Consider the following 22,134-nt stretch of genomic DNA (forward strand, 5'->3'; position numbering starts at 1 on the left):
CTAAGATGCGCGTTTCTCAACGCACAGCTGATGGGTCACACCCCTCGTGGCGCTGTCAGGAATCGTTGCGTCGTATATTTGGGAGATGAAGAGCCACAATGACAAGGTGCGGCAGCTCCGTAAACGGTTTGACGCAAAAGCCCGTTATGCAAACTTTGGTCCTGTTCTTGAGGGGTTGACCATCCGTGGTTTCCGTGGCGTTAAAGACCTTGAGCTAAGCTTTGAGTCTCCAATCACTGCACTCTCAGGACTGAACGGTACTGGGAAAAGCACCATCGCCCAGTTGGCGTGCTGTGCGTATAGGAAATCTGACACTGCCTCGAACAACAGATTCTACGTCAAGGATTTCTTCCCGGTCTCGGCCATTGATCCAGCTCCTTTTGAACTGGACGGAAGCGTCGTCTATTCGTATGCAATCGAGACTCCTCCGGCGGCGACTACAGCAGCCGCTTCTTCAGCCGTAAAACAAGTGACCGTAAGCAGGGCCCAGAAAGAATGGTCTGGGTACAAACGTCAACCAAGTCGATCTTGCTATTACGTTGGGTTCACCCAATTTATACCGAAAGTCGAGCGCAGAGACTTCTCTGTTTATGGAGGGAAGGCTCTGACAGTTGGCGACTCCGTCCCGCTATCGGAAGTGGCCACCGCCGCTATAGGAAGAATCCTGGGTCTCAACTATGACGCTCTAGACTTTACAGCCGTCGTTCATTCCAAACGGACTACGGACCTCGCCATGGCCCAGCGAAACGGGAAGCGCTACTCCGAGAACCACATGGGCTTTGGGGAAGGACGTATTGTGTACATGGTTTCCCTCATGGAACGGGCAATCAACAACAGCTTGTTCGTTCTTGAAGAACCAGAGACATCCTTGCACGGCGATGCGCAACGGCGGTTAGCCCAGTACCTAGTAGACGTATGTGATCGAAAGGGACATCAGATTATTTTGACGACCCATAGCGCGGCCATAATGGGTGAGCTAGGCCGAGAATCTGTTGTCTACCTTCGGCGGGTGCAGGGTGGCGGACTGACGGCGACGTCCGGATTGAGCACCTACCAGATTGATTCCTATCTCCAAACAAGGCCCTCAGCCGACCGGGCAACTATCTGCGTGGAAGACGAGTTTGCGGCTACGTACGCCCGGGAAATCTTTAGGCAGCACAGCCCAGATCTGCTGGCCGGAGCAAATATGATCCCAATGGGGTCAGGTCAATCGCTCCCAAAGGGCGTCGCTGAGATTCGTAAGGCCGGGTTACGTGTGGTTGGTATCACCGACGGCGATATGAACCACCACGACGGCGTCGACGGCGTTACTAGCTTTCCGGGTTACGATCCGCCCGAGAAGCAAATATTTTGGCACGATTCAGTAGCGGACCACTTTTTCGAACGCTACGGGGCCGATATTCGTTCCATTCTGGCAACAACATCGGATCACCATTCGTATGTATCGGCCATATCTAGCGGACTGTCATTGGACGAGGGGCATGTGGCCACGTCCGCATGCCAAGCTTATGTGGCGTCTGCGGAACTCGCGGACGAGATGCAGAAGTTGGTGTCGTACGTTTCCAAGCACGTCGCCGATCGCCGCTAACGCGAAAACGAACGCAAGCTCGATTGACCGGCTAGGAAATCTGATTGGCGCACGGGGCACTAAATCAGGCAACCCGCTTTTGCCGTGATACCTGTTTGACGCGTGTTGGCTTAGGAGCAGTCTGAAGTTCCCTGGGACCTATTCCCTTGGTAGCGGCCTTTCATGGACCAGCGCTGGCATCGACATCCCGTATACCCGCCAGTCTGCGCCGCCGCGAACAAATCCATCCAGAGGCACATCTCCTTCAATGTGACGTCTCAGGCCAAGTGGAATACCCGGACCCTCCCTATCAGTTGGTCTGTGTATACACATTTTCACCCGGGGCCCCTCCACCCTGAACCGAGCAACAAAAGGAACCACTTGAAACTCTTCACCCCCCTCACCGTCGGCACCATGGAACTGCCCAACCGCCTCGTCATGGCACCGATGTCCCGAGTGCGCGCCGACCGCACCGGCGTGCCCACCGACATCATGGTCGAGCACTACCGCCAGCGCGCCTCCATGGGCCTGATCATCAGCGACGGCATCTACCCCTCCTTCCCCGGCCAGGGCAACGCCCTGATGCCCGGCCTGGTCACCGAGGAGCACGTCGCCGGCTGGAAGCGCGTCACCGACGCCGTGCACGAGGCCGGCGGCCGGATCGTCGCCCAGCTGATGCACTCCGGACGTGTCGCGCACGAGAACATCAACGGCGGACGCCAAGTGCAGGCCCCCAGCGCCATCGCCGTCGAAGGCATGGCCCACACCTACGACGGCAAGCAGCCCTTCCCGGTACCGCACGCACTCACCGAAGCCGAACTCCCCGGCGTCGTACAGGACTTCGTCTCCGCGGCACGGAACGCGATGAAGGCAGGGTTCGACGGCGTCGAGCTGCACGGTGCCAACGGCTACCTGCTGCAGGAATTCCTTTCCCCCGTCTCCAACACCCGCACGGACAACTACGGCGGCTCGCCGGAGAACCGCGCCCGGATGGTGATCGAGACCTTCCGCGCCGTGGCCGAGGCCGTCGGCGCCGAGCACACCGCCATCCGCATCTCCCCGGAGCACAACATCCAGGGCGTGCTGGAAACTGACCGCGCCGACGTCACCGCCACCTACACCGCCCTCGTTGACGGCATCGCCGACTTGAAGCCGGCCTACCTGTCCATCCTGCACAAGGACCCGGCCGATGAAATGGTCCAGGACCTGCGCCACCGCTTCGGCGGCCCGGTGCTGCTGAACACCGGCTTCGGCACGGTCACCAGCCGCGACGACGCGATCATGCTGCTCGAGGAGGACCTGGCCGACGCCGTCGTCGTCGGCCGCCCGGTCATCGCCAACCCGGACCTGGCCCGCCGCTGGCAGGAGGACCACCCGTTGAACGAGGTCGACCAGGCTACCGTTTACACCGACGGCGCCGCCGGCTACACGGACTACCCCGTGCTGGAACCGGCTTCCTAACCGAAACGAACGACAACGGCAGGCCTTCCGCGCGATGCGGGAGGCCTGCCGTCGTTTCGCCGGGCATTGCGCGTTTCCAGCTGCCGACGCAGGAGCGTGTCAGTTGGAGTCGACGGCTGGGGGCTGGTCGCCGCCGTCGCCCTTCCGCTGTTCGACGGCGGAGGCGCCGGACGCGCCGGACACCCCGGATGCGGGCGGTACGCGGCGCCAGGGACGCCGGTCGTAAATTGCCAGCAGCTGCGCACCCAGCCCAAGGAAGACCATGGCCAGCCATACGACAATGTTCAGCCACGGAATATGCAGCGCGACAATCAGAATCAGGCCCCCGACAAGCGCCTTGACCACCGGATGCTGGTTGCCGCGGAAAATGAGCCTGCCAATGAAATAGGCGCCGAAAACAAAGGTGGCGAGCGTCAGCGTTATCCATACCAGCAGGATCGCCAGCGCCAGGGGCGCCCCGATGATGGTGGCCAGAAGAAGCACCACCACAAGCGGAACGGCGATTGAGGCCACGAAACCAACCAGCAGCGCCGTCCACGGCCGAGGCAGAAGCCGGTCGGTCACCCGGTGCAGCAAACGGGGGAAGAGCCAGCCCGCGAGCACCGTGATGAGGCTCAGCGCAACCAGCGCATACAGCAGCCCGAGCAGCCACCCGACGAACTTCTCCCCCGCCGTGGGCTCCTGCTCGGGTTCCGGAGCGATGCGCTCCACGGTGCCGCTGACCGCACCATCGGAGATGTTGGCCTCCTGGTCGGAGTTGTACGTGAGGTTGCCTCCGATTGTCCCGTTGATGGTGAGGTTTCCGACGCCGACCTCGACATCCCGGCCGATCGCACCGGCGATCGCGATGTCTCCCGCGGCACCCACCAGGTCATCCCCGAAAGACCCGGCATCGGTGACGGTGAGGGTTGCCGCGAAAATCGTTCCGCTGCGCGCAACCTCACCGCTGATGGTCACGTCCTGCCCGGCGAGCCGCACGTTCCCGTCGACGTTGCCGGTAATGCTGATCGTTTGGGCTGCCGCGATCACGTCCCCCGTGACATTCCCGCTGATGGTGACGCTCTGCCCGGAGACGTACACGTCGCCGGAAACGTCATTCTGGACGTCGATGTTCACTCCGCTGTAGAACTGCGGACCGGAGCCGTCGTTCACCACGGCAAAGGGCGCGGACTGCGGGCTTGACTCCGGTGACACGGCGAATGCAGCCGACCCCGTCGCCAGGACCAGAAGGCAGACGGCTAGAAGTGCGGAGAAAGCCCGCCGGGCAAGAGAAGGAAGTCTCATCGGATTGCCTTTCCGGGGTACGGTGTTCGGCTGTTCTTCCTCATCAGAGGGCTGATGCAGCGGCATCCCGCGGCTCTGTTGCCGCTGCGTATCCGGCGCCGCGCTCCTGCGGCCTATATGTCCAGTGTCCAGCAGATGTCCGCCGCACAATAGAGGCGACGGCGACTGGACGGCGCTGAGGATGATTACGGAGTCAACAAGTGCCGCCGGCGACCCGACCACCTACATTGGCAGTTTCTTTCCGCTCCCGCCACAGTGTGATGACTTGGGTGAGGCAGAACGCACCGAAGGTTGCGGCCAGAAGCACTAGGAGCACCACGGCGGGATTTACCCACAACGGGACCATATCGTTTCCTACCTGCGTGCGCATCTGGAGCAAGGCACGCGGAACTAGAGCGGTGGAGGAGGACCCGGCGTCGCCGTCATCGGCTGTCCCGTGATCCCTGCCCCGGGCTCCAGCCGCCTCAGCATGATCCCCCGAACAAGAAGAACCGCTCCAACCAGCAGGATAAAAAACGAGAGAACCAGAAAAAGGGAATCGGTCGAGGTGGCGGGGCACGCGGCTGCGCTGTCATCAATCTCCGGGCAGCTTCTCCACGGCTGCAGGGCGAAGACAACGCAGCCGGTCAGGCCCGCGAGGGCCGCCAGGGTCCCGCACGCCAGGTACACAGTCTTTGAATCGGCCATAGCTAATAAAAGCAGGGCCACTTCGATTCGGGGCGCAGGCGCAGGCGCAAGTAGCTGCTGGAGAACTTCTTGCCAATGCGCTTTGCTGCCTCCTCCTCATGGGAGACGACTCCAGGGTGGTTCCGCCAGCTGGGCGACCCGGACGCGAACACCGGCGTCGGCGGAGAGTTCATGCTGCATGGTGCACAGCACCACCGGCACCCTGGTCAGGGGGTGAGGATATGCCGCAGGTAACGGCCGGGCTCGTTCAGATACGATCTCCAGTTCGTCACCAGGTCCAGGTCATCCCACTCGCGGCGGGCTATCCCGTGGGCGCCGGTCTCATAGATGGTGGCCCCGGGAAGCGAGGCCAGCACGGGGGAATGCGTGGCACACAGAATCTGTGATCCGTTCGCTGCGAGATCGCTGAGCACGCCGATCAGGGCAAGGGTGGCGCTGAAAGATAGTGCGGCTTCGGGCTCGTCCAGGCAGTAAAACCCGCGGGTGTTGAGGTAGGTATCCGTAAGGGCCATAAAGGACTCTCCGTGGCTCATGGCATGGAAGTTTCCGCCGCCGGCCTGGTCCTGGAAGGTGTAGTAGCCGTGCATCGTTTCCGCCCGAAGGAAGAAGCCCCATTTCGGGGCGCCCGGCTGCCGGACCAGGCTGATCCAACTGCTCAGCGGGGATTCCGTTTGGTGCGTGCTGTGGGCCGAATGCACCGTTCCGCCCTCCGGCCCCAAGCCGTAGGCTGCCGCGACTGCCTCCACCAGCGTGGACTTGCCGCTGCCGTTCTCCCCCACCAAAAAGGTCACTCCCGGCGGAAGCTCCAATCCGGATTCCAGGACCGCAGCCACGGCCGGAACCGTCACCGGCCAGCCGGACGTCGGAACATCGGCATCCGGCCTGCGCCGGATTTCGCGGATCAGCCGTGGATCGTTCAAACCTCGGGAAGATGACATCTGGCCATTCTGGCAGGCTGCGGTGACAAAACCGTGACCTGTAATGCGGCAACATTCAGCAGCAAAACTCTTGAGGCCTGCAGACTGGCGCCGGCAGGCTTTCCTGCCTCGCGTGTGGCGATGAAAGTACTTGGAGCACTCTGCCGGTGTATCTCCAGCCTTCATCCGGTCAGCTCATCGCATAGTCAGGTCGCAAATCCTTGAGGGTAATTTCTTCGCCAGCAGACTTGAACGATGAAATTACCCCGTATTCACGGTCGATGACCGCTTCACCCGGCAAGCCGTTCTCGCGGTGTTCGAGCTTAAGCCGAACGGATGCGGCATCATGTTCGGCATCCACAACGCGCATTTCGTCCATTTCGCCGTCCCAGATACTCATTTGCAGCGGATGGAAGAGTTTGATTTCCCTGCGCATCCAGTCAACCTTCTGAAGGCCGACGTGGTCCTCGCCCGCAGGGGGTAGAAAACAACCCCGCACACCGGATCGCAGCTTGATCCGTTCGTTCCGTCGGAGAGGGACCAGGTGTGTTCGCTGCGGTCCACCCTTGCCAGAGCCGTGACCGTTTTTCCTTCATAGTCGGTGGTGATGACCGTGGAGGCCAGCGGAGGTGAAAGCTGCCAGTTGCGCGCTGATGCTATGGCCGCAAGTACCGCGTTGAACCGGGTTAGGAAAGCCGGTTCGAGCACCGGGTAGTCCGTGTCGCCGGCGAAAGCGAACGACGGAGGCAGGCCTTCCGCGTGAAGCGGGAGGCCTGCCTCCGGTCCGTCGCAGATAACCGCGTTAGTTCCGGGCGTTTCGTCCACTGAGCGCTTGGTCATGGAGCCGACCCAGCCGCCACTCTGCCACTCGGGTGAAAGCACTGCGCATGAGACTCAGCAGGAATCCAGAATGCTCGAAGACATGAGTAACCTCCGTCCCTCCTGGAACCGGTCTCAATACCCACTTGCCTGTTTCCGTTGATCCGGCACCACGAAGTGCGTAGCTGACAGTCTCCGGGGTCAACTGTTCGAAAGTCAGTTTCGCTGGAGCAATCCCTCTGATGACAGCCCGATACTCCCGTCCGGCCACGGCAGGTCCGCTTGCCTCGATTCTGCTGAAGGCCGGATTCCAGACAGCCAGCTGTCCCACGTCAGCCAGTACGGCATGGACCGTCGATGCGGCCACGGGCATGATGGCTGATGCGCTATACCGCACGGCCAGCTCCAATCCTGGGTGCCACCGCTCCGTTTGGGCCAGCGGCAATCACTCGTGCCAGCCGGTTGAGCCAGCGGACACTGCCCGGACGGCGTGCGTCGTCAGCATTGCCCCCTTTTTGGCTGCTGAAGACGTAATCGGCCAAGACGCACATCTGCTCGCCGGACGCTGTGGCCGGGAAACACCCGGGCGTTCGTAAGGCGAACCGAACGTTCTCTTCCGAAGGCAATGGATCATTGAGGATAAAAGGCGGCTGTAATGCAGCCGGAAGGTCAAGTGTTTGTTTATGGACCTGATCCAGAAACAGACGCGCGGAAACGGCATAACGTGTGGGCAGCCAGTCCAAAAAAGGTATGGTCACGTCCACGATCGAGTCCTCGGAATTGGCATCTCCCAAGAGCCCCGGGTCTTCGAGTTCATCCCGGAATGCGGATAGGGTTCCCGGAGCGGAGTCTATGACGATGAGCAGTCCGGCACCTCTCTGCAGATGTCTACGAACGAGCGACTGCTCCCCCTCATCAGGCCAGATATGAGAGAGCTTCCAAGACCCGTTCTCACGTCGGCTCCACCGAGCACGCGCGGCGCCTTCCACGGCCACCATGTTGCCGTTCGGCGTCGTCATTTGACTATGCATTTTGCTACCGCCTCGCGTTGTCCAGCGCCGACAACTGTTCTCGGACTTTGCGCAGCCTTGCCGGCGCGCGCACGTGGCTGGTCGGCGTTTCCTCGATCACTCGGTGGTACGCCGCCGCGGCGCCGTCAAGGTTCCCCGATCTGACCTCCGCCTCTGCAAGCCCTGATAGGGCCCGCGTGTCCCCGGGAGCCGAACTTGCAGCCGAGGCCTTGAAATGCACAACGGCGGACGCAGTGCTGCTTCCGAAAACCTTGGGGGCCGCGAGGTGCCATCTGCCCAGGAGGTAATGTGCGTCCCTGTGATCTGGGGCTGCAGCGAGGACTTTCCTGGCACCTCTGCCTACCCTTACCGAGTGGAAAGCCTTCACGAGAAACGGTGCATCAAGGGCACGTAATCCCAGCAGCCGAAGAGATTGAACCTGCAGGTCCTGATTGTCGGGCGCACTGCGCCGGAACAAGCGCAGCAAGTATTTGAGCCGGGCCGCCGTGTCGCGGGACAATCTGGACTTATCGTCAAGGTTCGCTGTGACGAGGCGATCTACCAGAGCAGCACCGCCGAAGCCCAGGCTATCCCCGTTTTTACGGTCAGCGTTGAGCTTAGCCTTTTCAAGGAGGAGCTCGATGGCATCCCGGGATTCCGCCGCCATGATCTCGGCTTGCCGCCGTTTTGACTCGCCTTCCCGAGGAAGGATGGGAGATCCGATTGCAACGTGGACGCGACCGTTGCGAAAACGCTTTTCCCCTTTGGCCAATACTGTGTGGGCTCCGACCATTCCCACCGGGATGGCTGGAACCGAGCCGTTCAAGGCGAAACGGAATGCTCCCGATTTGAATGGCAACAGGGTCTCTCCGTCGCCCCGGGTACCTTCGGGGTAGACGCACAGCACCTGGCCGTTGGCCAGAACGCTCTGGATGCTCCGCAGGGTATTGGCCGTGGGACGATCCCGGTCCACCGGAATTCCGTACCAGGCTTCGGTCCATACCCGGATGAGGAGCTTCTCGAAGCTTTCCTGTTTCGTAAGGAACCACGTCGGGGTGCCCCGCACTGAGTGCAAAAGAAATTCGACTATGAAATGGTCGAAGTAACTCGAATGGTTCGGTACGAGTACAAAAGCCCCCTCGGCCGGAATATTCTCGAGCCCCTCGATGGTGCCAATATGGTTCAGAACCTGCCGGCGGACCCATGGAAAAGTTGTCGCACGGACTAGGTCCTTACCTCTCATACAGCAGCCCGCAGGTGATCCCGAAGCATCTCAATGGTGGTGATGAGGAGCCCGTGCTTTCGTGCAAATCGCACGAGGTCATCCATGCGCAGCATCTCACCGTTGTCCCCCACGATTTCCACGATGACGCCCGCCGGGTAGCACCCGGCGGAACGTGCGAGGTCAACAGAGGCTTCAGTATGGCCGTTGCGTTCCAAGACTCCGCCTGGGCGGGCGATCAGCGGAAACATGTGCCCCGGGCGGGCCAAATCGGTAGCCGATCCCCGCACTGCCAATTGGATCGTCTTGGATCGCTCGGCTGCGGAGATTCCCGTAGTCACACCATTTTCAGGGGTGCCGTCGATACTGACAGTGAAGGCCGTCTTCATGTGGTCTTGGTTGCTCACTACCATTGGCGGCAACGCGAGATCGCGCGCACGCTCAGGCGTCAGGGTCAGGCAAACGAGGCCTTTGCCGTGGGTAATCATGAAGTTGACGACCGCGGGGGTCGCGTACTCAGCGGCAACAACGAGGTCTCCCTCATTTTCTCGGTCCTCATCGTCAACAACGACGACTATTTCGCCTCGTCCGATAGCTGCGATCGCTTCTGCGCTGGTGGCGAGCGACGAGAAAGCGCTCTCCCGCTGAACTTCAATGGTCATCTTTTCCCCCTGGCTTATCTGCTTCTTGAGTATGGGATCCAGACGTTACGTCTCGCCTGGCATATCCATGTTGGCTCAATAATTGATCCAACATGGATAATGCAGTGCCAGTTGGGGGTTGTCAACGAAATAGCGGAACGTTTTACCTGCCCGTAATTAGGCATCCCATGATGACCCAGGCAGGAAGGCGGCCACGGGCGGCACTCTCCTGCTGACATTCCGGCGCAGCCACTGCCCTCCTCAGGTGTGAATCATTGACAGACCCATATACATGACACATCATGTATGTCACGTCATGTATCACTGCCTGCTCTCAAAGGACCGTCCATGCTTCGTGTTACCCGCGCTGCACTGAAACACCCCAAGTCCGTGCTCATTGCCTGGTTGCTCATACTGGCCGCTGCCGCTCCCTTTGCCCTGCAGCTGGATGCAGCACTGTCAGCTGGAGGTTTCACGAATCCAAGAGCGGAGGCCTTGGTAACACAGGAAATAGTGGAAGAAGCGTTCGGCGACGAACCCAACCAGTTGTTGATCGCAGTCGACGCGCCCGATCGGCTTGGCGATTCCAGCCTCCCGCAGCTAACCCGGTCGCTGAAGGACGCGGGCGCCACTACTATTCGGACACCCGCCGAGAACAAGGATTTCCTCTCAGCTGACGGGAAAACTGCGCTCATCATGGCAGGCTTCCCGGGAGACAACACCTCAGTTCAGAACAAGGTCCCAGACCTACAGAAAACCGTTGAGGACAAAGTCCCCGGCGCCTCCGTCTATGTCACCGGCCAGGCAGCCTTGGATTACCAGCTCAACGTGCACTCAAAAGAGGACGCGATCCGGGCGGAATTAATCGTTTTTCCACTCTTGATCATCGTACTTCTGCTCGTCTTCCGTTCCGTTGCCTCAGCCCTCGTCCCCCTGCTTATGGCTGGAACGGCCCTAGCCCTGGCCAGCGCCATCGGCTACATCGCCACGCTCTTTACCGATATATCGATCTTGTACTCAAACATTGTGTCCATGATCGGATTGGCGGTCGCCGTCGATTACTCACTGTTCATCATCAAGCGCTACCGCGAAGAGGTCGACGGCGGTAATTCAGCCGGAGCAGCGTTGGCCGCAGCCTCGGCAACGGCCGGACGCAGCGTGATCTTCAGCGGTATTGCCGTTGCCGTTGCTCTGATGGCACTGTTCATCCCAAATGTCATGGCATTCACGAGCATTGCGCTGGGTGGCGTGATTGTCACTCTGATCGCGATTGCCCTAAGCATCACTGTCCTGCCCGCGGCTTTGAGCCTCCTCGGGCATCGGATCGGATGGGGCACCATCCGAGTTCCCGCCTGGTCCCGGCCTACCAGGACCCTCGGCCCGGCCGGTGGCAAGCACCCAGGCATTCTGGCAACAGTCGGAATTGCCGCAATGCTCCTGGCCGCCCTCCCTATTCTGGGAATTTCCCTTCAATCTCCGGTGGCAAGCGCAACGGTCCTGCCCGTGGGAGACCCTGCCCGCTCCGGGCTCGAGACCATCGAGCAGAACATTGGCCACAAGGGGCTGTTTCCACTACAGGTTGTCCTCAGCGCCCCAGATACCGAACCGTTGCCGAATGTCCTGGCCGAAGTGGATCGCATCAGCGACTATGCCGAATCCCATGCCGGTGTTTCCACGGTCACCTCGGTAACGAGCAGCGGCGGAACAATTGAGCAACTTTCCAAAGCATTGCTCACTCCCGCCGGGGTCGCCGGCGCCGCAGAGATGTGGACCCACGAGAACAGCCGCTACGTCACCCGCATCTTGGTAGACCCCTCAGGAAGTCCTGACTCCGTCGACGCACACGAACTCGTGAGCAATCTGCGCAGCAACATGGCTGATACTGCAGCCGGATACACGGTTGGGGTGACCGGAGCGACTGCCCAAGGCGTGGACTTCGACAACACGCTTATTGAGTCCATCCCCCTGATCGCCGGTTTGGTGTTTGCACTCACGTTCGTAATGCTTGCTTTCGCCTTCCGCTCCTTGATACTTCCCATCTTGGCGCTGCTTTTCAACACGCTAGTGGTGCTGGCAAGCCTGGGCTTGCTCACAGGCCTCCTGGGATTGACCACCGAAGCGCCGCTGAACTCGGTCACGCCCATCCTGTTGTTTGCCGTGATGTTCGGGTTGTCCATGGATTACATGGTCATCATCATTTCCCGCATTGTTGAGATTTTCGGATACGGCAAGCCCTTCTCCGAAGCCGTCACCTTAGGGGTGCAGGGCACCCGGTCGATGATCAACAGTGCCGCCATCATTATGGTCGCCGTCTTCGCCTCGTTCTCCTCAGCTCAGATCAGCATTGTTCGGGAGATCGGAATCGGGCTTGCCATAGCTGTTGTCCTGGACGCAGTTGTTGTGCGGATGTTCATCATGCCCAGTGTCCTGCGTGTCATGGGCCCGCGGGTCTTGGGGGCACGAAAAGCACGCCAGTTCGAAGCGGAGACTTCCATAGCCGCGAAGGAGCCAGCACCCGTGTAACAGCGTGAAGCAGAAAAAGATGACATGTTATCGTTTTCTGAGCCGTCCAAGCTTATGCGCGACCTTCCCCCAGGAGAATCAATGACGAGCCCTCCAGCTTCACGAGCCACAGGCAGCGACAGGGCCCTCGCTTTTTCAGAGCTTCGCTACCTCGTGCTGGCTGCTCAGCGCGAAGGTAACCGAGCCTTGATCAAACTGCTGGCACCGCTGGAGCTAACCCCCGCCCAGGCCGAGATTCTCCTCGTACTTCACTCGTTCGGCCCCCTTACCCTAAGGAGCCTGGGTGAAATGATCGTGTGTGAAGCGGGCAGCCCCAGTCGAATCGTCGACATGCTCGTCACGCGGCGTCTGGTGCACCGCCGTCCCTCCCCCTCCGACAGGCGCGCCGTCCAGCTGGAGCTGACCGAGGCCGGTGCCGAACTGGTTCCACACCTACAGGACATCGAAGCAGGACTTGAGGCTCACACAGCCTCCATCCTCACCGCCCGTGAACAGCTTGACGTCGCCTCGGCCCTTCGCAAATACCTTCAGGGCACCGACAGCGAAGGCGTGATCGAACGGCGTTTTTAGCAGTCCATCAGCATGACCAGGACCGGTACTGCTGAACACAGGCTTGGCCGCGGCCACCAACCGCGCGGACGAATCCATCGAAGATGACGGCGTGCGGCGGCTCTTCGGGAGCCGTCACGTGGGATAGGTGATCCTCGTCCGGCAGGATCACGGCGTCAGCGACCTGCACGGCCCTGAGGAAAATGGTGCCGGACCCGGCATGGCCGGCCAGTCGGTGGTCATCATCGAGACCGCCACCGACAAGGTCATTGAGAGCTTCTCCGTCGACGCAGCCGGCGTACCCACTCGTTGAGGGCTCAACGGCGGACCGAACTTCAGTGGCGTGGTTGGCCGGGTGAGGGGATTCATCACAACGCAATCGTTCGGTGTAGCGAAACACGCTCTGGCGAAGGCAAAAGAGCACGTCCTGCCCGACGTCAAACCCCTGTGATGCCCTTCCACAGGAATCGCGCTCATCCGACAGGCCAACCCGCAAAACCCGGTAGCGTGGACCCATAACGCCAGCCGGGTAGGCGTCCCTTCGATTCCCACGGAGGATCCATGGCCGATACAAACCCAGCCGCCCCGCCGTCGTCGGCCGTCCAGATCCGCGGCGCCCGGGTGCACAACCTTCGGGACGTGGACGTCGACGTTCCGCTGGACCGGCTGGTCGCCGTCGCCGGGGTCTCCGGGTCCGGGAAGTCCTCGCTCGCCATGGGGGTGCTGTACGCGGAAGGCTCCCGCCGGTACATCGAGGCGCTGTCCACCTACACCCGCCGGCGGATGTCGCACGCCGCCCGCGCGTCCGTGGACTCCGTGCGCCACGTCCCCGCCGCCCTGGCCCTGCACCAGCGGCCCGGCGTGCCCGGGGTGCGTTCCACCTTCGGCACCTCCACCGAACTGCTGAACGTGCTGCGCGTGATGTTCTCCCGGCTCGGCTCCCACCTGTGCCCCAACGGACACCGGCTGGACCCCACCATCGACGTCGCCGCGGAAAGCCCCTGGTCTGCCCGGTCTGCGGGGCGGAGTTCCGCCCGCCCGGCGCGGAATCGCTGGCCTTTAACTCCGACGGCGCGTGCCCGGTGTGCGAGGGCACCGGCACCGTCCGGGAGATTAACGACGCCGCCTTGGTCCCGGATCCGTCGAAATCCATCAACGACGGCGCGGTGGCTCCGTGGGGCATGTTCGGCCTGAGCGTGATGCCGCAGGTCGTGGCGGACTTCGGCGTGCGCACCGACGTGCCCTACGCCGACCTGACCGAGCGCGAACGGCAGATTGTGCTGGACGGCCCCGAGGAGAAACGCCACATCAGCGTCCCGTCCAAAAGCGGCAAGCTGTTCGAACTGAACTTCACCTACCGCAACGCCCGCCTGGCCGTCCGGGAGGCGATGAACAACGCCACCAGTGAAAAGGGACTGGCCCGCATCAACCGCTTCGTCCGGTCCGGGCCCTGCCCCGCCTGCCACGGCACCCGGCTCTCCCCCGCGGCCCTCGGCACCCAGGTGGCCGGCCTCAACCTGGCCGAAGCCACCGCCAAAACCCTGGACGTAGCACTCACCTGGGTACCCGGCGTCGTTGGCACCCTGCCGGCGGACATGCACTCCATGGCGCGGATGATCATTTCCCAGTTTCAGGGGATGGCCCGCCGGCTGATCCAGCTCGGTCTGGGCTACCTCAGCCTGGACCGCGCCGGCGCCACCCTCTCCACCGGCGAGCGCCAGCGGGTCCAGCTCGCCCGTGCGGTGCGCAACGAAACCACCGGTGTCCTCTACGTCCTGGATGAGCCGTCCATCGGCCTTCACCCGGTGAACGTGGAAGGACTCATCGGCGTCATGCGTGACCTGCTCGACGGCGGGAACTCGGTGGTGCTGGTGGATCACGACGTGCAGGTGTTGCGCGAGGCGGACTGGCTGATCGAGCTGGGGCCCGGTTCCGGCGCCGAGGGCGGGGAACTCATCGCGGCCGGCACGCTGCCGGACATCGAGGCCGACCCGGCGTCGCTCATCGGCCCGTTCCTGCGCGGCGGAACCGGTGCGGTGGTGCGCGAGCGCGCCGCCGCCGCGGACATGTACAGCCAAGGGACCCTCCGCCTCGCCACGTCCCCGCTGCACACCGTCTCCGCCCTCGACGTCGCCGTCCCCAGGAACCGCCTCACGGCGGTCACCGGGGTCTCCGGTTCCGGCAAAACCACCCTGGTCCTGGACAGCCTGGTTCCGGCCCTCACCGCCGCGGAACATGCCGCCGCGCTGATGGAGCACGTCCGCTCCATCGATCCGGCCGGCATCACCCGGGTGGACGTGGTGGATGCCACCCCCATCGGAGTGAACATCCGCTCCACAGTGGCCACCTACTCCGGGATCCTGGACGACCTCCGCCGCGCCTACGCCGCCACCGACGCCGCGCGGGAACGCGGGCTGACGGCCGGGGACTTCTCCTACAACACCGGGTCCCTGCGCTGCCCGCGCTGCGAGGGCACCGGCCAGGTGGTCCTGGACGTCCAGTTCCTGCCCGACGTCGACATCCCCTGCCCCGACTGCCACGGGACACGGTACGCCCCCCCCCGCCGATGCAATCCTGCTGGACACCGCCCGCGGGGAACTCTCCCTGCCGGCCCTGCTCGGGCTCACGGTCCGGGAGGCGCGGACGGCACTGGAGAAGCGGCCGAAGATCCGGCGGAAACTGCAGACCCTCATCGATCTGGGACTGGGCTACCTGACCCCGGGCGAGGATACTCCGGCCCTGTCCGGCGGCGAGGCGCAGCGGCTGAAACTGGCCGGTGAGCTGGGGAAGGACCAGTCCGGCACCCTGTTTGTCCTGGACGAACCGTCCGTGGGGCTGCATCCGCTGGACACCCGGGTCCTGATCGGAGTGCTGGACCGGCTGCTGGCACAGGGCGCAACGATCGTGGTCATCGAACACGACCTGGACCTGATTACCAACGCGGATTACGTGATTGACCTGGGTCCCGGCGGCGGGGTGGCCGGCGGCCGGATTGTCGACGCCGGCACCCCCGAGGACGTCGCGGCGGATCCTGCCAGCTCCACCGGCCGCTACCTGCAGGCGCACCTGCAGGAATGAGCCCTTGGTGACGGCGAGCGCTTGGTGACGGCCGGCGGGCTGTGTGCCTCGGCCTGTCCCGACAGCGGCGGTCAGTCACGCTTGCGGACGTAATAGACAACCAGCCCGATGAGGGCGATCAGGATGATGATGGCAAACGGTCCCACATTGGCGGACCACGGGCCGATTCCCACACTGTTCTCCGCAAGGTACATGGCTGCTCCCGGCTCGGATGCGGTGTCGCTCTGGTGAGCGTCAATTATCCGCAGTACTGCCCGCCAACAACAGGGCCGCGGCCCGGGAAACACCGGCGAGGCGGCCCCGAAACATGGAATGATCAGTTGCATGACGTCCAGCCGGAATCCAGCGACTGAACCTGCAGTCCAGGAGAATGCTGCCGCGGAGAACACAACGGCTTCGAGGGTGCTCTCCGTCAGTCAGAGCAGCAAGCACAACTTCAGCAAGGACCGCGTGGACTCGGTGCTGCTGGTGGAAGGGCTCGGCGTTGACGGAGACGCGCATGCCGGGACCACGGTGCAGCACGTGTTTCGGAAGAAGTCGCACCCCGCGGAGCCCAACCTGCGGCAGGTGCACCTGATCCAGGCGGAACTGTTCGACGAACTGGAGCAGGACGGCTTTCACGTCCGTCCCGGGGACCTCGGGGAAAACATCACCACCCGCGGCATCGACCTGCTGAACCTGCCGGAGGGGACCCTCCTGCGGATCGGAGCCGACGCCGTGGTCCAGGTCACCGGCCTGCGGAACCCCTGCCGGCAGATTGACCGGTTCCAGCCCGGGCTGCTCAAGGGGGTGCTGCCCCGCGACGGTAAAGGGAAAACCGTGCGGAAGACCGGCATCATGGGCATCGTACTGAGCGGCGGACGGGTGACGGTCGACGACGCGATCCGCGCTGAGCTTCCGGCCGGGCCGCCGCGCCGGCTCAAGATCGTGTGATCCCACCTCGGAGCCAACCAGTTTCACCGGGCAAGACCGACCTTGGTGGTCAACGCTCTGGACGGCCACGACCGGGCACATTGCAACGTGCGGCTAGGGTGGGCCGATGGACAATTACGTTACTTCCGGCACCTTCTGGTTCACGGTGGCGCTGATCAATGCCGGCCTTGCCGAGCAGAAGAACCGCTCCCGCTGGATCTGGTTCCTCTTATCCATCCTGCTGGGGCCCCTTGCCACCATCCTGATTGTCGTACGGGAAGCACCGGAACCGGTCGAACCGTCCATGACGCACCGGGGCGGATGGAAGAACCCGGACCCGCGCCCGAAATCCTCGGAAGATGCGCTGTAGTCCGGAGATCGTTCCGGGCCCGCTGGCTCTGCCTTGGTTACCCGGCCCGCCAGGCGGGACGCAGGGCCTCGCCCCCGTCCAGCAGGACGTCCAGTCCGGCGTTGAACTCGGCGTCGCGGTGCACAGCAGGAGATGCCAGCCGCCGGAAGCTGACCTCCCGCCGGTGCCGGAACCTATCCGGCGGCGGCCGGTGCCCCGTAGAAGGCCCGCCGGAAGAGTCCGGCGGGCCTTCGGGACGGGTTACTTCTCGCCGGAATAGTAGGCTTCGGCTTCCTTGCTCCAGGCCCGTGCATAGAGTCCGAGATTCGCCTCTTCGCGGGCGGCTATGCCCATCCGGTTGAGCAGCAGCCCGCTCGCTGCCATGGTCAGCCGCTGCGCACTGCGGCTGATCCGCTGCTTGTCCGCCCGGTACAGATACAGATCGATGGCCTGCATCCAGCGATTGCGCCACAGAGCCACGGCCGGCTCGGAAGCAAGGGCGGCCATCACCCGGTGGGCCGGCATGATCCGCGGCGCAATCCGGGCCACCATCGCCGCTCGAACGTGCTCGGCCGCCTGGCCCGAGGCTCCGATGCAGGACTGCAGATGGGCATTCCAGTAAAAGTCCCAGCTGACGGCTCTGCGGTCCGGCCAGACGGCGGACCGGGGACCTCGCATCATGGCGTGGGCGGTATCGAAGAGCAGCAGCGCGGCCAGGGTGGAGCGCATGCTGGGGCGTGGAAAGCGGTTCACTGCCCAGATGGCCAGGTCAGCAGACAACTCGGACACCTCCGCCACCAGTTTCACTCCGTGATGCCCGCCGAACCGGGCAAACGTGGCTTCCATCAGCTCAGGCACGGCTTCTCCGGGAGGCGGCGGATACACGATGTTCGTGGGCACGGAGAACTTGATCAGCCCCGGGATATCCTCCTTCCCCTCCGCCAGCGCGCGGGCAAACTTCCACACGCGTCCAACCACGTCCTCGGCGGCACTCACGTGCAGATGCACCGCAGGACGGTCCGGGTCCAGGGTCCGGGTAAATCCGAACCGCCGTCCTCCCCAGTTGCGTGCCTGGGCGCTCAGCGGGGCGGCAATATGGCGGATGATGTCATCACCCCAGTCCCTGTACCCCGGTTCGGGTGCCGTTGACTCGATGGTCAGGATGGACCACAGCGTCGATTCTGGTTGCCGCTCTGCTGTCCGGCCGGGCAGGTCACTTCGCCCGCTCTGCGTTTGTATCGTCTGGCTCATTTCATCCCCAAGATTGACTGGCCTTCGGTTTTCCGATGCGGGGAACGTGCACCGCGGCCGGTGAATTAATACCCGGCGGCGGTACCCGTTTCCTGCACGGGAATGCGATTATTGCTGGCTGACCCGGAGTGCACACGGGTAGTCGGCGCACAGCGGTGCAGGTGGCCTGCCCTTCGCAGGCACTCCGCCGCGGCGCCCGCCAGCAGCGCCCGCCAGCAGCCGGGAAAAACTTGCCGCAGGCCGGGTCCATCCGGCGCGTGCCGGAATACGCTGGATGAGCCGCGTCCCGACGTCGGGCGGTCGCACGCCGTGCCGTCCCCGCCGTGCGGGAAACGAATCCGATTCAAGCGAGGCAGTCATGGCAGCAAAATTCGAGGTGTACCAGGACAAGGCCGGCGGCTTCTGACGGGGGCACCGGAATTATGGCGGACGGATTCCACTCCCTTCAGCGCCGATGCCTTGGACTTGTAGCTCTCGGAGGAGGCGATGATCTCGCCGTTTCCTGCCTTCAGGCAGCGATCTCACCGGCTAGCGCTCCCGGCTGGCCGCTCCGGTCCACGGGACCTGATGTTCCCGACCTCCGGCCGGACTTCCCGGCGTCCGTTCCCCTTCCCCGCGGACTGCGGGACCATGGCAGTCAAGAGCGTGTTCCGCTGATCGGCGAGGAGCCGGAACCATGATCCTGGATGAGACGTACACCCTGACCAACGGCCGGTCCATTCCGAAGCTGGGTCTGGGCACCTGGTTTATTGACGACGGCGCCGCGGCGCAGGCGGTCCGGGACGCCGTCGAGATCGGCTATCGAAACATTGACACTGCCCAGGCCTACGGCAACGAGCACGGGGTGGGCGAGGGCGTGCGCACGGGCGGGGTTCCCCGCGATGAGTTGTTTGTTTCCAGCAAGCTGGCGGCGGAGATCAAGGACTACGACGACGCCGTGGCCGCCATCGACGGGTCCCTGGCCACGATGGGCCTGGACTACCTGGACCTGATGCTGATCCACGCACCCCAGCCCTGGAACGACTGGCGCGGCGGCAGCTATGCCGAGGGCAACCGGGCGGCCTGGCGGGCGCTGGAGGAAGCCCAGCAGGCGGGCAAGCTCCGCTCCATCGGCGTCTCCAACTTCGAACAGTCCGATGTGGCGAACATCCTCTCGGTCTGCACGGTGGCTCCGCAGGTAAACCAGGTGCTGTTCCACGTGGGCAATACCCCGGATGATCTCCTTTCCTACTGCACCTTGGAGGGCATCCTCATTGAGGCCTACTCCCCCATCGCCCACGGGGAGATCCTGGAGAACGAAGACGTCGCCGAGATAGCCGCGCATTACTCGGCAACGGTCCCCCAGCTGTGCATCCGGTATGCCCTGCAGCTGGGTACGGTCGCACTGCCCAAAACGGCGAATCCTGACCATATGCAGGAGAACGCGCAGGTGGACTTCAGCATCTCCGACGAGGACCTCAACGCGCTGTGGCGGCTGCGCATCAACGACTACGGACAGTCCAGCCGGTTCCCGGTGTTCAGCGGGAAGTAGTCGCTTTACCCGGCTACGCTGAAACCATGGACCACAGCTTCGATAAGGACTATTGGGAGCAGCACTGGCACGCGGCACCGGACGCTGATCCGGCCGCCGGCCACGAGACTCCCGCCAACCCCTACGTGGCCCGCGTTGCGGCCGAACTCCCGGCGGGCACCGCCCTGGATGCAGGGTGCGGGACCGGCGCCGAGGCCGTGGAACTCGCCGCCCGCGGCTGGGACGTGACCGGTGCGGATGTCTCGGCGTCGGCCCTCGCAGCGGCGGCCCGGCGGGCCGAGGCGCAGCCCCTCTCCGGGAGCGTGGCGTGGGTGGAGGCAGACCTGACGTCCTGGGAACCCGGCCGGGGCTTTGACCTGGTCACCACCAACTATGCCCACCCGGCGATGCCGCAGCTGGACTTCTACGCACGCGTCGCGGACTGGGTGGCTCCGGGCGGCACCCTGCTTATCGTGGGGCATGCCCATGATCCGGAGGCGACGACGGCGCACGGGCATCATCCGCCGGAGGAAGCCGTCGTCACCTCGGCCAGCATCCGGGCACTGTTGGATCCGGCCGAATGGACCATCGACCTGGCCGAGGAACACCCCCGCACCCTCACCGCCCCCGACGGATCGCCGGTCACCCTGCGCGACGTCGTCGTTCAGGCCGTCCGGCGCACCTAACCGGACGCCGGGAGCCGGCGCCGGCCGGCGTCGGCCGCCGGCGTCGTCCTTGCTTCAGGCCGCGCCCGGGGCCGCGGGTCCGGTGGGCCAGCGCAGCAGCGCGGCGACATCGGTGCCGCTCGGCAGCACGCCGTCGGGCACCAGCAGCAGGCTGGCGTCCGTCAGTGACGCCGCGCGCAGCATGGCTGACGAGGCGGACACATGGCCCAGCACGTCGGCGCCGAGGGCCTGTTCCTCCGCGGTGGCAAGCCACGGCTCGGCACCCAGGGCCAGCATCTGCCTGTCGGCGAGCGCACTGTCATTGAGGATCAGCACCTCCACCTGCGCCTGCTGCAGAGCAGTGACCACGGCCCCTACACCTGAGGCGGATTCCGGGTTGGCCTGCCCTTCCTGCAGGGCAAGCCGGTCCATGATCTGGTCCTGTTCGGCCGCCCACTGCAGGGCAACGCGCTCCATAACCCGATCCTGGAAAGCCTGCTGGTGGGAGTCTTCGGGGCGGGGCTCGGAATCGATCATGCTGACCAACGGCTTGTGCGCCTCCGCCAACTGTTCCTGCACCAGCCCCCGGGCGCGGACATCGCCGGCAAGCACAATCAGCCGGGCACCGCTGCTGTCCACCACCCGGTCAATCTGTTCGGCCATATCTTCGGCGTTGCGGCGCCAGACTTCTTCCGTGCGGCGCTGCATCTTGTCCTGCCCCCAGATGCCGCCGGACACTTTGTGGATGTCCTCAGTGGAACCCTCGACGCCTTCCACAGAGGGAGGGCCGGGCTGGCCGACATACTCGAGGCGGATCTCGCCTCCCTCGCGGGAAACATCGGCAACGATGTAGGGGAATTCCTCGGGACGGTGCTTGAGCAGCGGCAGCAGATCCGGCACCGGGCCAACGGACACCTGTTGCGGGGACACCATCGGGCCGGGAAGCAGCTCGTTCAGTTCCACCCCGCCCTGCCGGACCAGCACAAAACGCGAGATCGGGGCGGGCAGCCCGTACGCAGGATCCACAGCGCTTTCCATCGCCCGCTGGTCCTCCTGCGGTGCCCCCTGCGCGGCCAGCGCTGCGAGGATATCCCCGGGACGGACCTCGGCGGCTTCCTTGGCCTCCACCGTTCCGGCAGCGGCGTCAACGTAGGCGGCGCACCACGGCCCTTGTTCCCGATACAGATCCGCAAATTTGTGGAGCTTCTCCGTCATGTCGATCTCCTTCGCGCAAGGGCGGCAGCAGTCAATCCGTTCCTCCAGCTAACACCGGTTCCGCCGGTAGTTAAAGGGTTGGAGCGGACCGGCGGACGTCAGGCGGCGGGATCGTAAGCGAAGGCGCGCACTTCCTGCGCACACCGGCAGGCAGCGGCGAACTTCGCGGCCCATTCCAGTGCCGCCTCACGGGTCGGCACTTCCAGCACCGAATAGCCTCCCTCGATCTGCCGTGTCTGCGGATAGGTGCCGTCAATGACGGTCCCTTCGCCGTCGACCATCACCGGCGGGACACTCTCATCGATGCCGCCGCCAAACACATAGACGCCCGCGTCCTTGGCTTCCTGCATGACGGCGTGCGCGGCGTCCGCCACGGCCTGCAGCTCCTGCTGCGGAACAATCATGGCGCTGCTGGGAAAGGAGATCAGATACTTGGTCATGGCGTCGGCTCCTGGTGGCTGGCGGGCAGGTGTG

Annotated in this window: 24 protein-coding genes; 12 read left to right on the top strand and 12 right to left on the bottom strand. The window is 63.6% G+C overall.

All coding sequences use genetic code 11. From position 1 onward, the window contains the following. The first annotated feature begins 85 nt into the window (after positions 1-85). The gene (locus AC5RTS_RS13970) at positions 86-1,588 is read left to right on the top strand and encodes an ATP-dependent nuclease (protein WP_493992612.1); all 1,503 of its coding nucleotides are present in this window, start codon (positions 86-88) and stop codon (positions 1,586-1,588) included. A 360-nt stretch (positions 1,589-1,948) separates the two neighbouring features. Next, positions 1,949-3,028, top strand: a complete 1,080-nt coding sequence (locus AC5RTS_RS13975) for an alkene reductase (RefSeq protein WP_493992613.1) — start codon at positions 1,949-1,951, stop codon at positions 3,026-3,028. A 99-nt stretch (positions 3,029-3,127) separates the two neighbouring features. Here AC5RTS_RS13975 and AC5RTS_RS13980 read toward each other — a convergent pair whose 3' ends face one another. From AC5RTS_RS13980 to ribB, 7 genes are all read right to left on the bottom strand, one after another. Then, positions 3,128-4,312, bottom strand: coding sequence for a DUF8173 domain-containing protein (locus tag AC5RTS_RS13980; protein ID WP_493992614.1), 1,185 nt, complete (start codon positions 4,310-4,312; stop codon positions 3,128-3,130). 893 nt (positions 4,313-5,205) lie between these two features. After that, complete coding sequence (locus tag AC5RTS_RS13985) at positions 5,206-5,937, bottom strand: AAA family ATPase (RefSeq protein ID WP_493992615.1); 732 nt, start codon at positions 5,935-5,937, stop codon at positions 5,206-5,208. 169 nt (positions 5,938-6,106) lie between these two features. After that, positions 6,107-6,352, bottom strand: a complete 246-nt coding sequence (locus AC5RTS_RS13990) for a hypothetical protein (RefSeq protein ID WP_493992616.1) — start codon at positions 6,350-6,352, stop codon at positions 6,107-6,109. A gap of 366 nt (positions 6,353-6,718) precedes the next feature. Further along, a complete protein-coding gene (locus tag AC5RTS_RS13995) occupies positions 6,719-7,108 on the bottom strand; it encodes an SRPBCC family protein (RefSeq protein WP_493992724.1) in 390 nt (129 codons plus the stop codon). Between the two features lie 13 nt (positions 7,109-7,121). Beyond that, on the bottom strand, positions 7,122-7,754 hold the full coding sequence (locus tag AC5RTS_RS14000) for a hypothetical protein (protein WP_493992617.1): 633 nt from the start codon (positions 7,752-7,754) through the stop codon (positions 7,122-7,124). Between the two features lie 16 nt (positions 7,755-7,770). Further along, positions 7,771-8,988: a 1-acyl-sn-glycerol-3-phosphate acyltransferase gene (locus AC5RTS_RS14005; protein ID WP_493992618.1), complete on the bottom strand. Its 1,218-nt coding sequence runs from the start codon at positions 8,986-8,988 to the stop codon at positions 7,771-7,773. Next, positions 8,985-9,629: a 3,4-dihydroxy-2-butanone-4-phosphate synthase gene (gene ribB / locus AC5RTS_RS14010; RefSeq protein WP_493992619.1), complete on the bottom strand. Its 645-nt coding sequence runs from the start codon at positions 9,627-9,629 to the stop codon at positions 8,985-8,987. The genes AC5RTS_RS14005 and ribB overlap by 4 nt, the downstream gene beginning before the upstream one ends. Positions 9,630-9,956: 327 nt before the next feature. Here ribB and AC5RTS_RS14015 point away from each other — a divergent pair, with 327 nt between their 5' ends. The 6 genes from AC5RTS_RS14015 (at position 9,957) to AC5RTS_RS14040 (ending at position 15,758) form a co-directional block, all read left to right on the top strand. Beyond that, positions 9,957-12,131: an MMPL family transporter gene (locus tag AC5RTS_RS14015; RefSeq protein ID WP_493992620.1), complete on the top strand. Its 2,175-nt coding sequence runs from the start codon at positions 9,957-9,959 to the stop codon at positions 12,129-12,131. An 81-nt stretch (positions 12,132-12,212) separates the two neighbouring features. Then, positions 12,213-12,701, top strand: a complete 489-nt coding sequence (locus tag AC5RTS_RS14020; protein ID WP_493992621.1) for a MarR family winged helix-turn-helix transcriptional regulator — start codon at positions 12,213-12,215, stop codon at positions 12,699-12,701. A gap of 127 nt (positions 12,702-12,828) precedes the next feature. Next, entirely contained in the window at positions 12,829-12,993 is a 165-nt protein-coding gene (locus AC5RTS_RS14025) for a hypothetical protein (protein WP_493992622.1), read from the top strand. Between the two features lie 248 nt (positions 12,994-13,241). Next, a complete protein-coding gene (locus AC5RTS_RS14030) occupies positions 13,242-13,874 on the top strand; it encodes a P-loop NTPase family protein (protein ID WP_493992623.1) in 633 nt (210 codons plus the stop codon). Continuing rightward, complete coding sequence (locus AC5RTS_RS14035; protein ID WP_493992624.1) at positions 13,763-15,460, top strand: excinuclease ABC subunit UvrA; 1,698 nt, start codon at positions 13,763-13,765, stop codon at positions 15,458-15,460. The genes AC5RTS_RS14030 and AC5RTS_RS14035 overlap by 112 nt, the downstream gene beginning before the upstream one ends. Positions 15,461-15,509: 49 nt before the next feature. Next, complete coding sequence (locus AC5RTS_RS14040) at positions 15,510-15,758, top strand: hypothetical protein (RefSeq protein ID WP_493992625.1); 249 nt, start codon at positions 15,510-15,512, stop codon at positions 15,756-15,758. 71 nt (positions 15,759-15,829) lie between these two features. Here AC5RTS_RS14040 and AC5RTS_RS14045 read toward each other — a convergent pair whose 3' ends face one another. Beyond that, positions 15,830-15,952 carry a hypothetical protein gene (locus AC5RTS_RS14045; RefSeq protein WP_493992626.1) on the bottom strand — a complete coding sequence of 41 codons (123 nt, stop codon included), beginning with the start codon at positions 15,950-15,952 and terminating at the stop codon, positions 15,830-15,832. A 130-nt stretch (positions 15,953-16,082) separates the two neighbouring features. Here AC5RTS_RS14045 and AC5RTS_RS14050 point away from each other — a divergent pair, with 130 nt between their 5' ends. Together AC5RTS_RS14050 and AC5RTS_RS14055 are read left to right on the top strand one after the other, a co-directional pair. Further along, positions 16,083-16,691 (top strand): MOSC domain-containing protein, encoded by a 609-nt coding sequence (locus AC5RTS_RS14050; protein WP_493992627.1) that lies wholly within the window; start codon positions 16,083-16,085, stop codon positions 16,689-16,691. Between the two features lie 106 nt (positions 16,692-16,797). Then, complete coding sequence (locus AC5RTS_RS14055) at positions 16,798-17,040, top strand: hypothetical protein (protein ID WP_493992628.1); 243 nt, start codon at positions 16,798-16,800, stop codon at positions 17,038-17,040. A 240-nt stretch (positions 17,041-17,280) separates the two neighbouring features. Here the strand turns inward: AC5RTS_RS14055 and AC5RTS_RS14060 are convergent, their stop codons facing one another. Beyond that, positions 17,281-18,270, bottom strand: a complete 990-nt coding sequence (locus tag AC5RTS_RS14060) for a lantibiotic dehydratase C-terminal domain-containing protein (RefSeq protein WP_493992629.1) — start codon at positions 18,268-18,270, stop codon at positions 17,281-17,283. A 356-nt stretch (positions 18,271-18,626) separates the two neighbouring features. Continuing rightward, a complete protein-coding gene (locus AC5RTS_RS14065; protein ID WP_493992725.1) occupies positions 18,627-18,782 on the bottom strand; it encodes a YegP family protein in 156 nt (51 codons plus the stop codon). 164 nt (positions 18,783-18,946) lie between these two features. On the opposite strand from AC5RTS_RS14065, the gene AC5RTS_RS14070 reads away from it, so the two are divergent. Both AC5RTS_RS14070 and AC5RTS_RS14075 read left to right on the top strand, forming a co-directional pair. Next, positions 18,947-19,801, top strand: a complete 855-nt coding sequence (locus AC5RTS_RS14070; protein ID WP_493992630.1) for an aldo/keto reductase — start codon at positions 18,947-18,949, stop codon at positions 19,799-19,801. Positions 19,802-19,827: 26 nt separating this feature from the next. Further along, on the top strand, positions 19,828-20,466 hold the full coding sequence (locus AC5RTS_RS14075) for a class I SAM-dependent methyltransferase (protein WP_493992631.1): 639 nt from the start codon (positions 19,828-19,830) through the stop codon (positions 20,464-20,466). Between the two features lie 54 nt (positions 20,467-20,520). Here AC5RTS_RS14075 and AC5RTS_RS14080 read toward each other — a convergent pair whose 3' ends face one another. Continuing rightward, positions 20,521-21,660 (bottom strand): baeRF2 domain-containing protein, encoded by a 1,140-nt coding sequence (locus AC5RTS_RS14080; RefSeq protein WP_493992632.1) that lies wholly within the window; start codon positions 21,658-21,660, stop codon positions 20,521-20,523. Between the two features lie 98 nt (positions 21,661-21,758). After that, a complete protein-coding gene (locus tag AC5RTS_RS14085) occupies positions 21,759-22,100 on the bottom strand; it encodes a YciI family protein (protein WP_493992633.1) in 342 nt (113 codons plus the stop codon). Between the last annotated feature and the right edge of the window lie 34 nt (positions 22,101-22,134).

The sequence above is a fragment of the Arthrobacter sp. MDT1-49-2 genome, assembly GCF_059090185.1.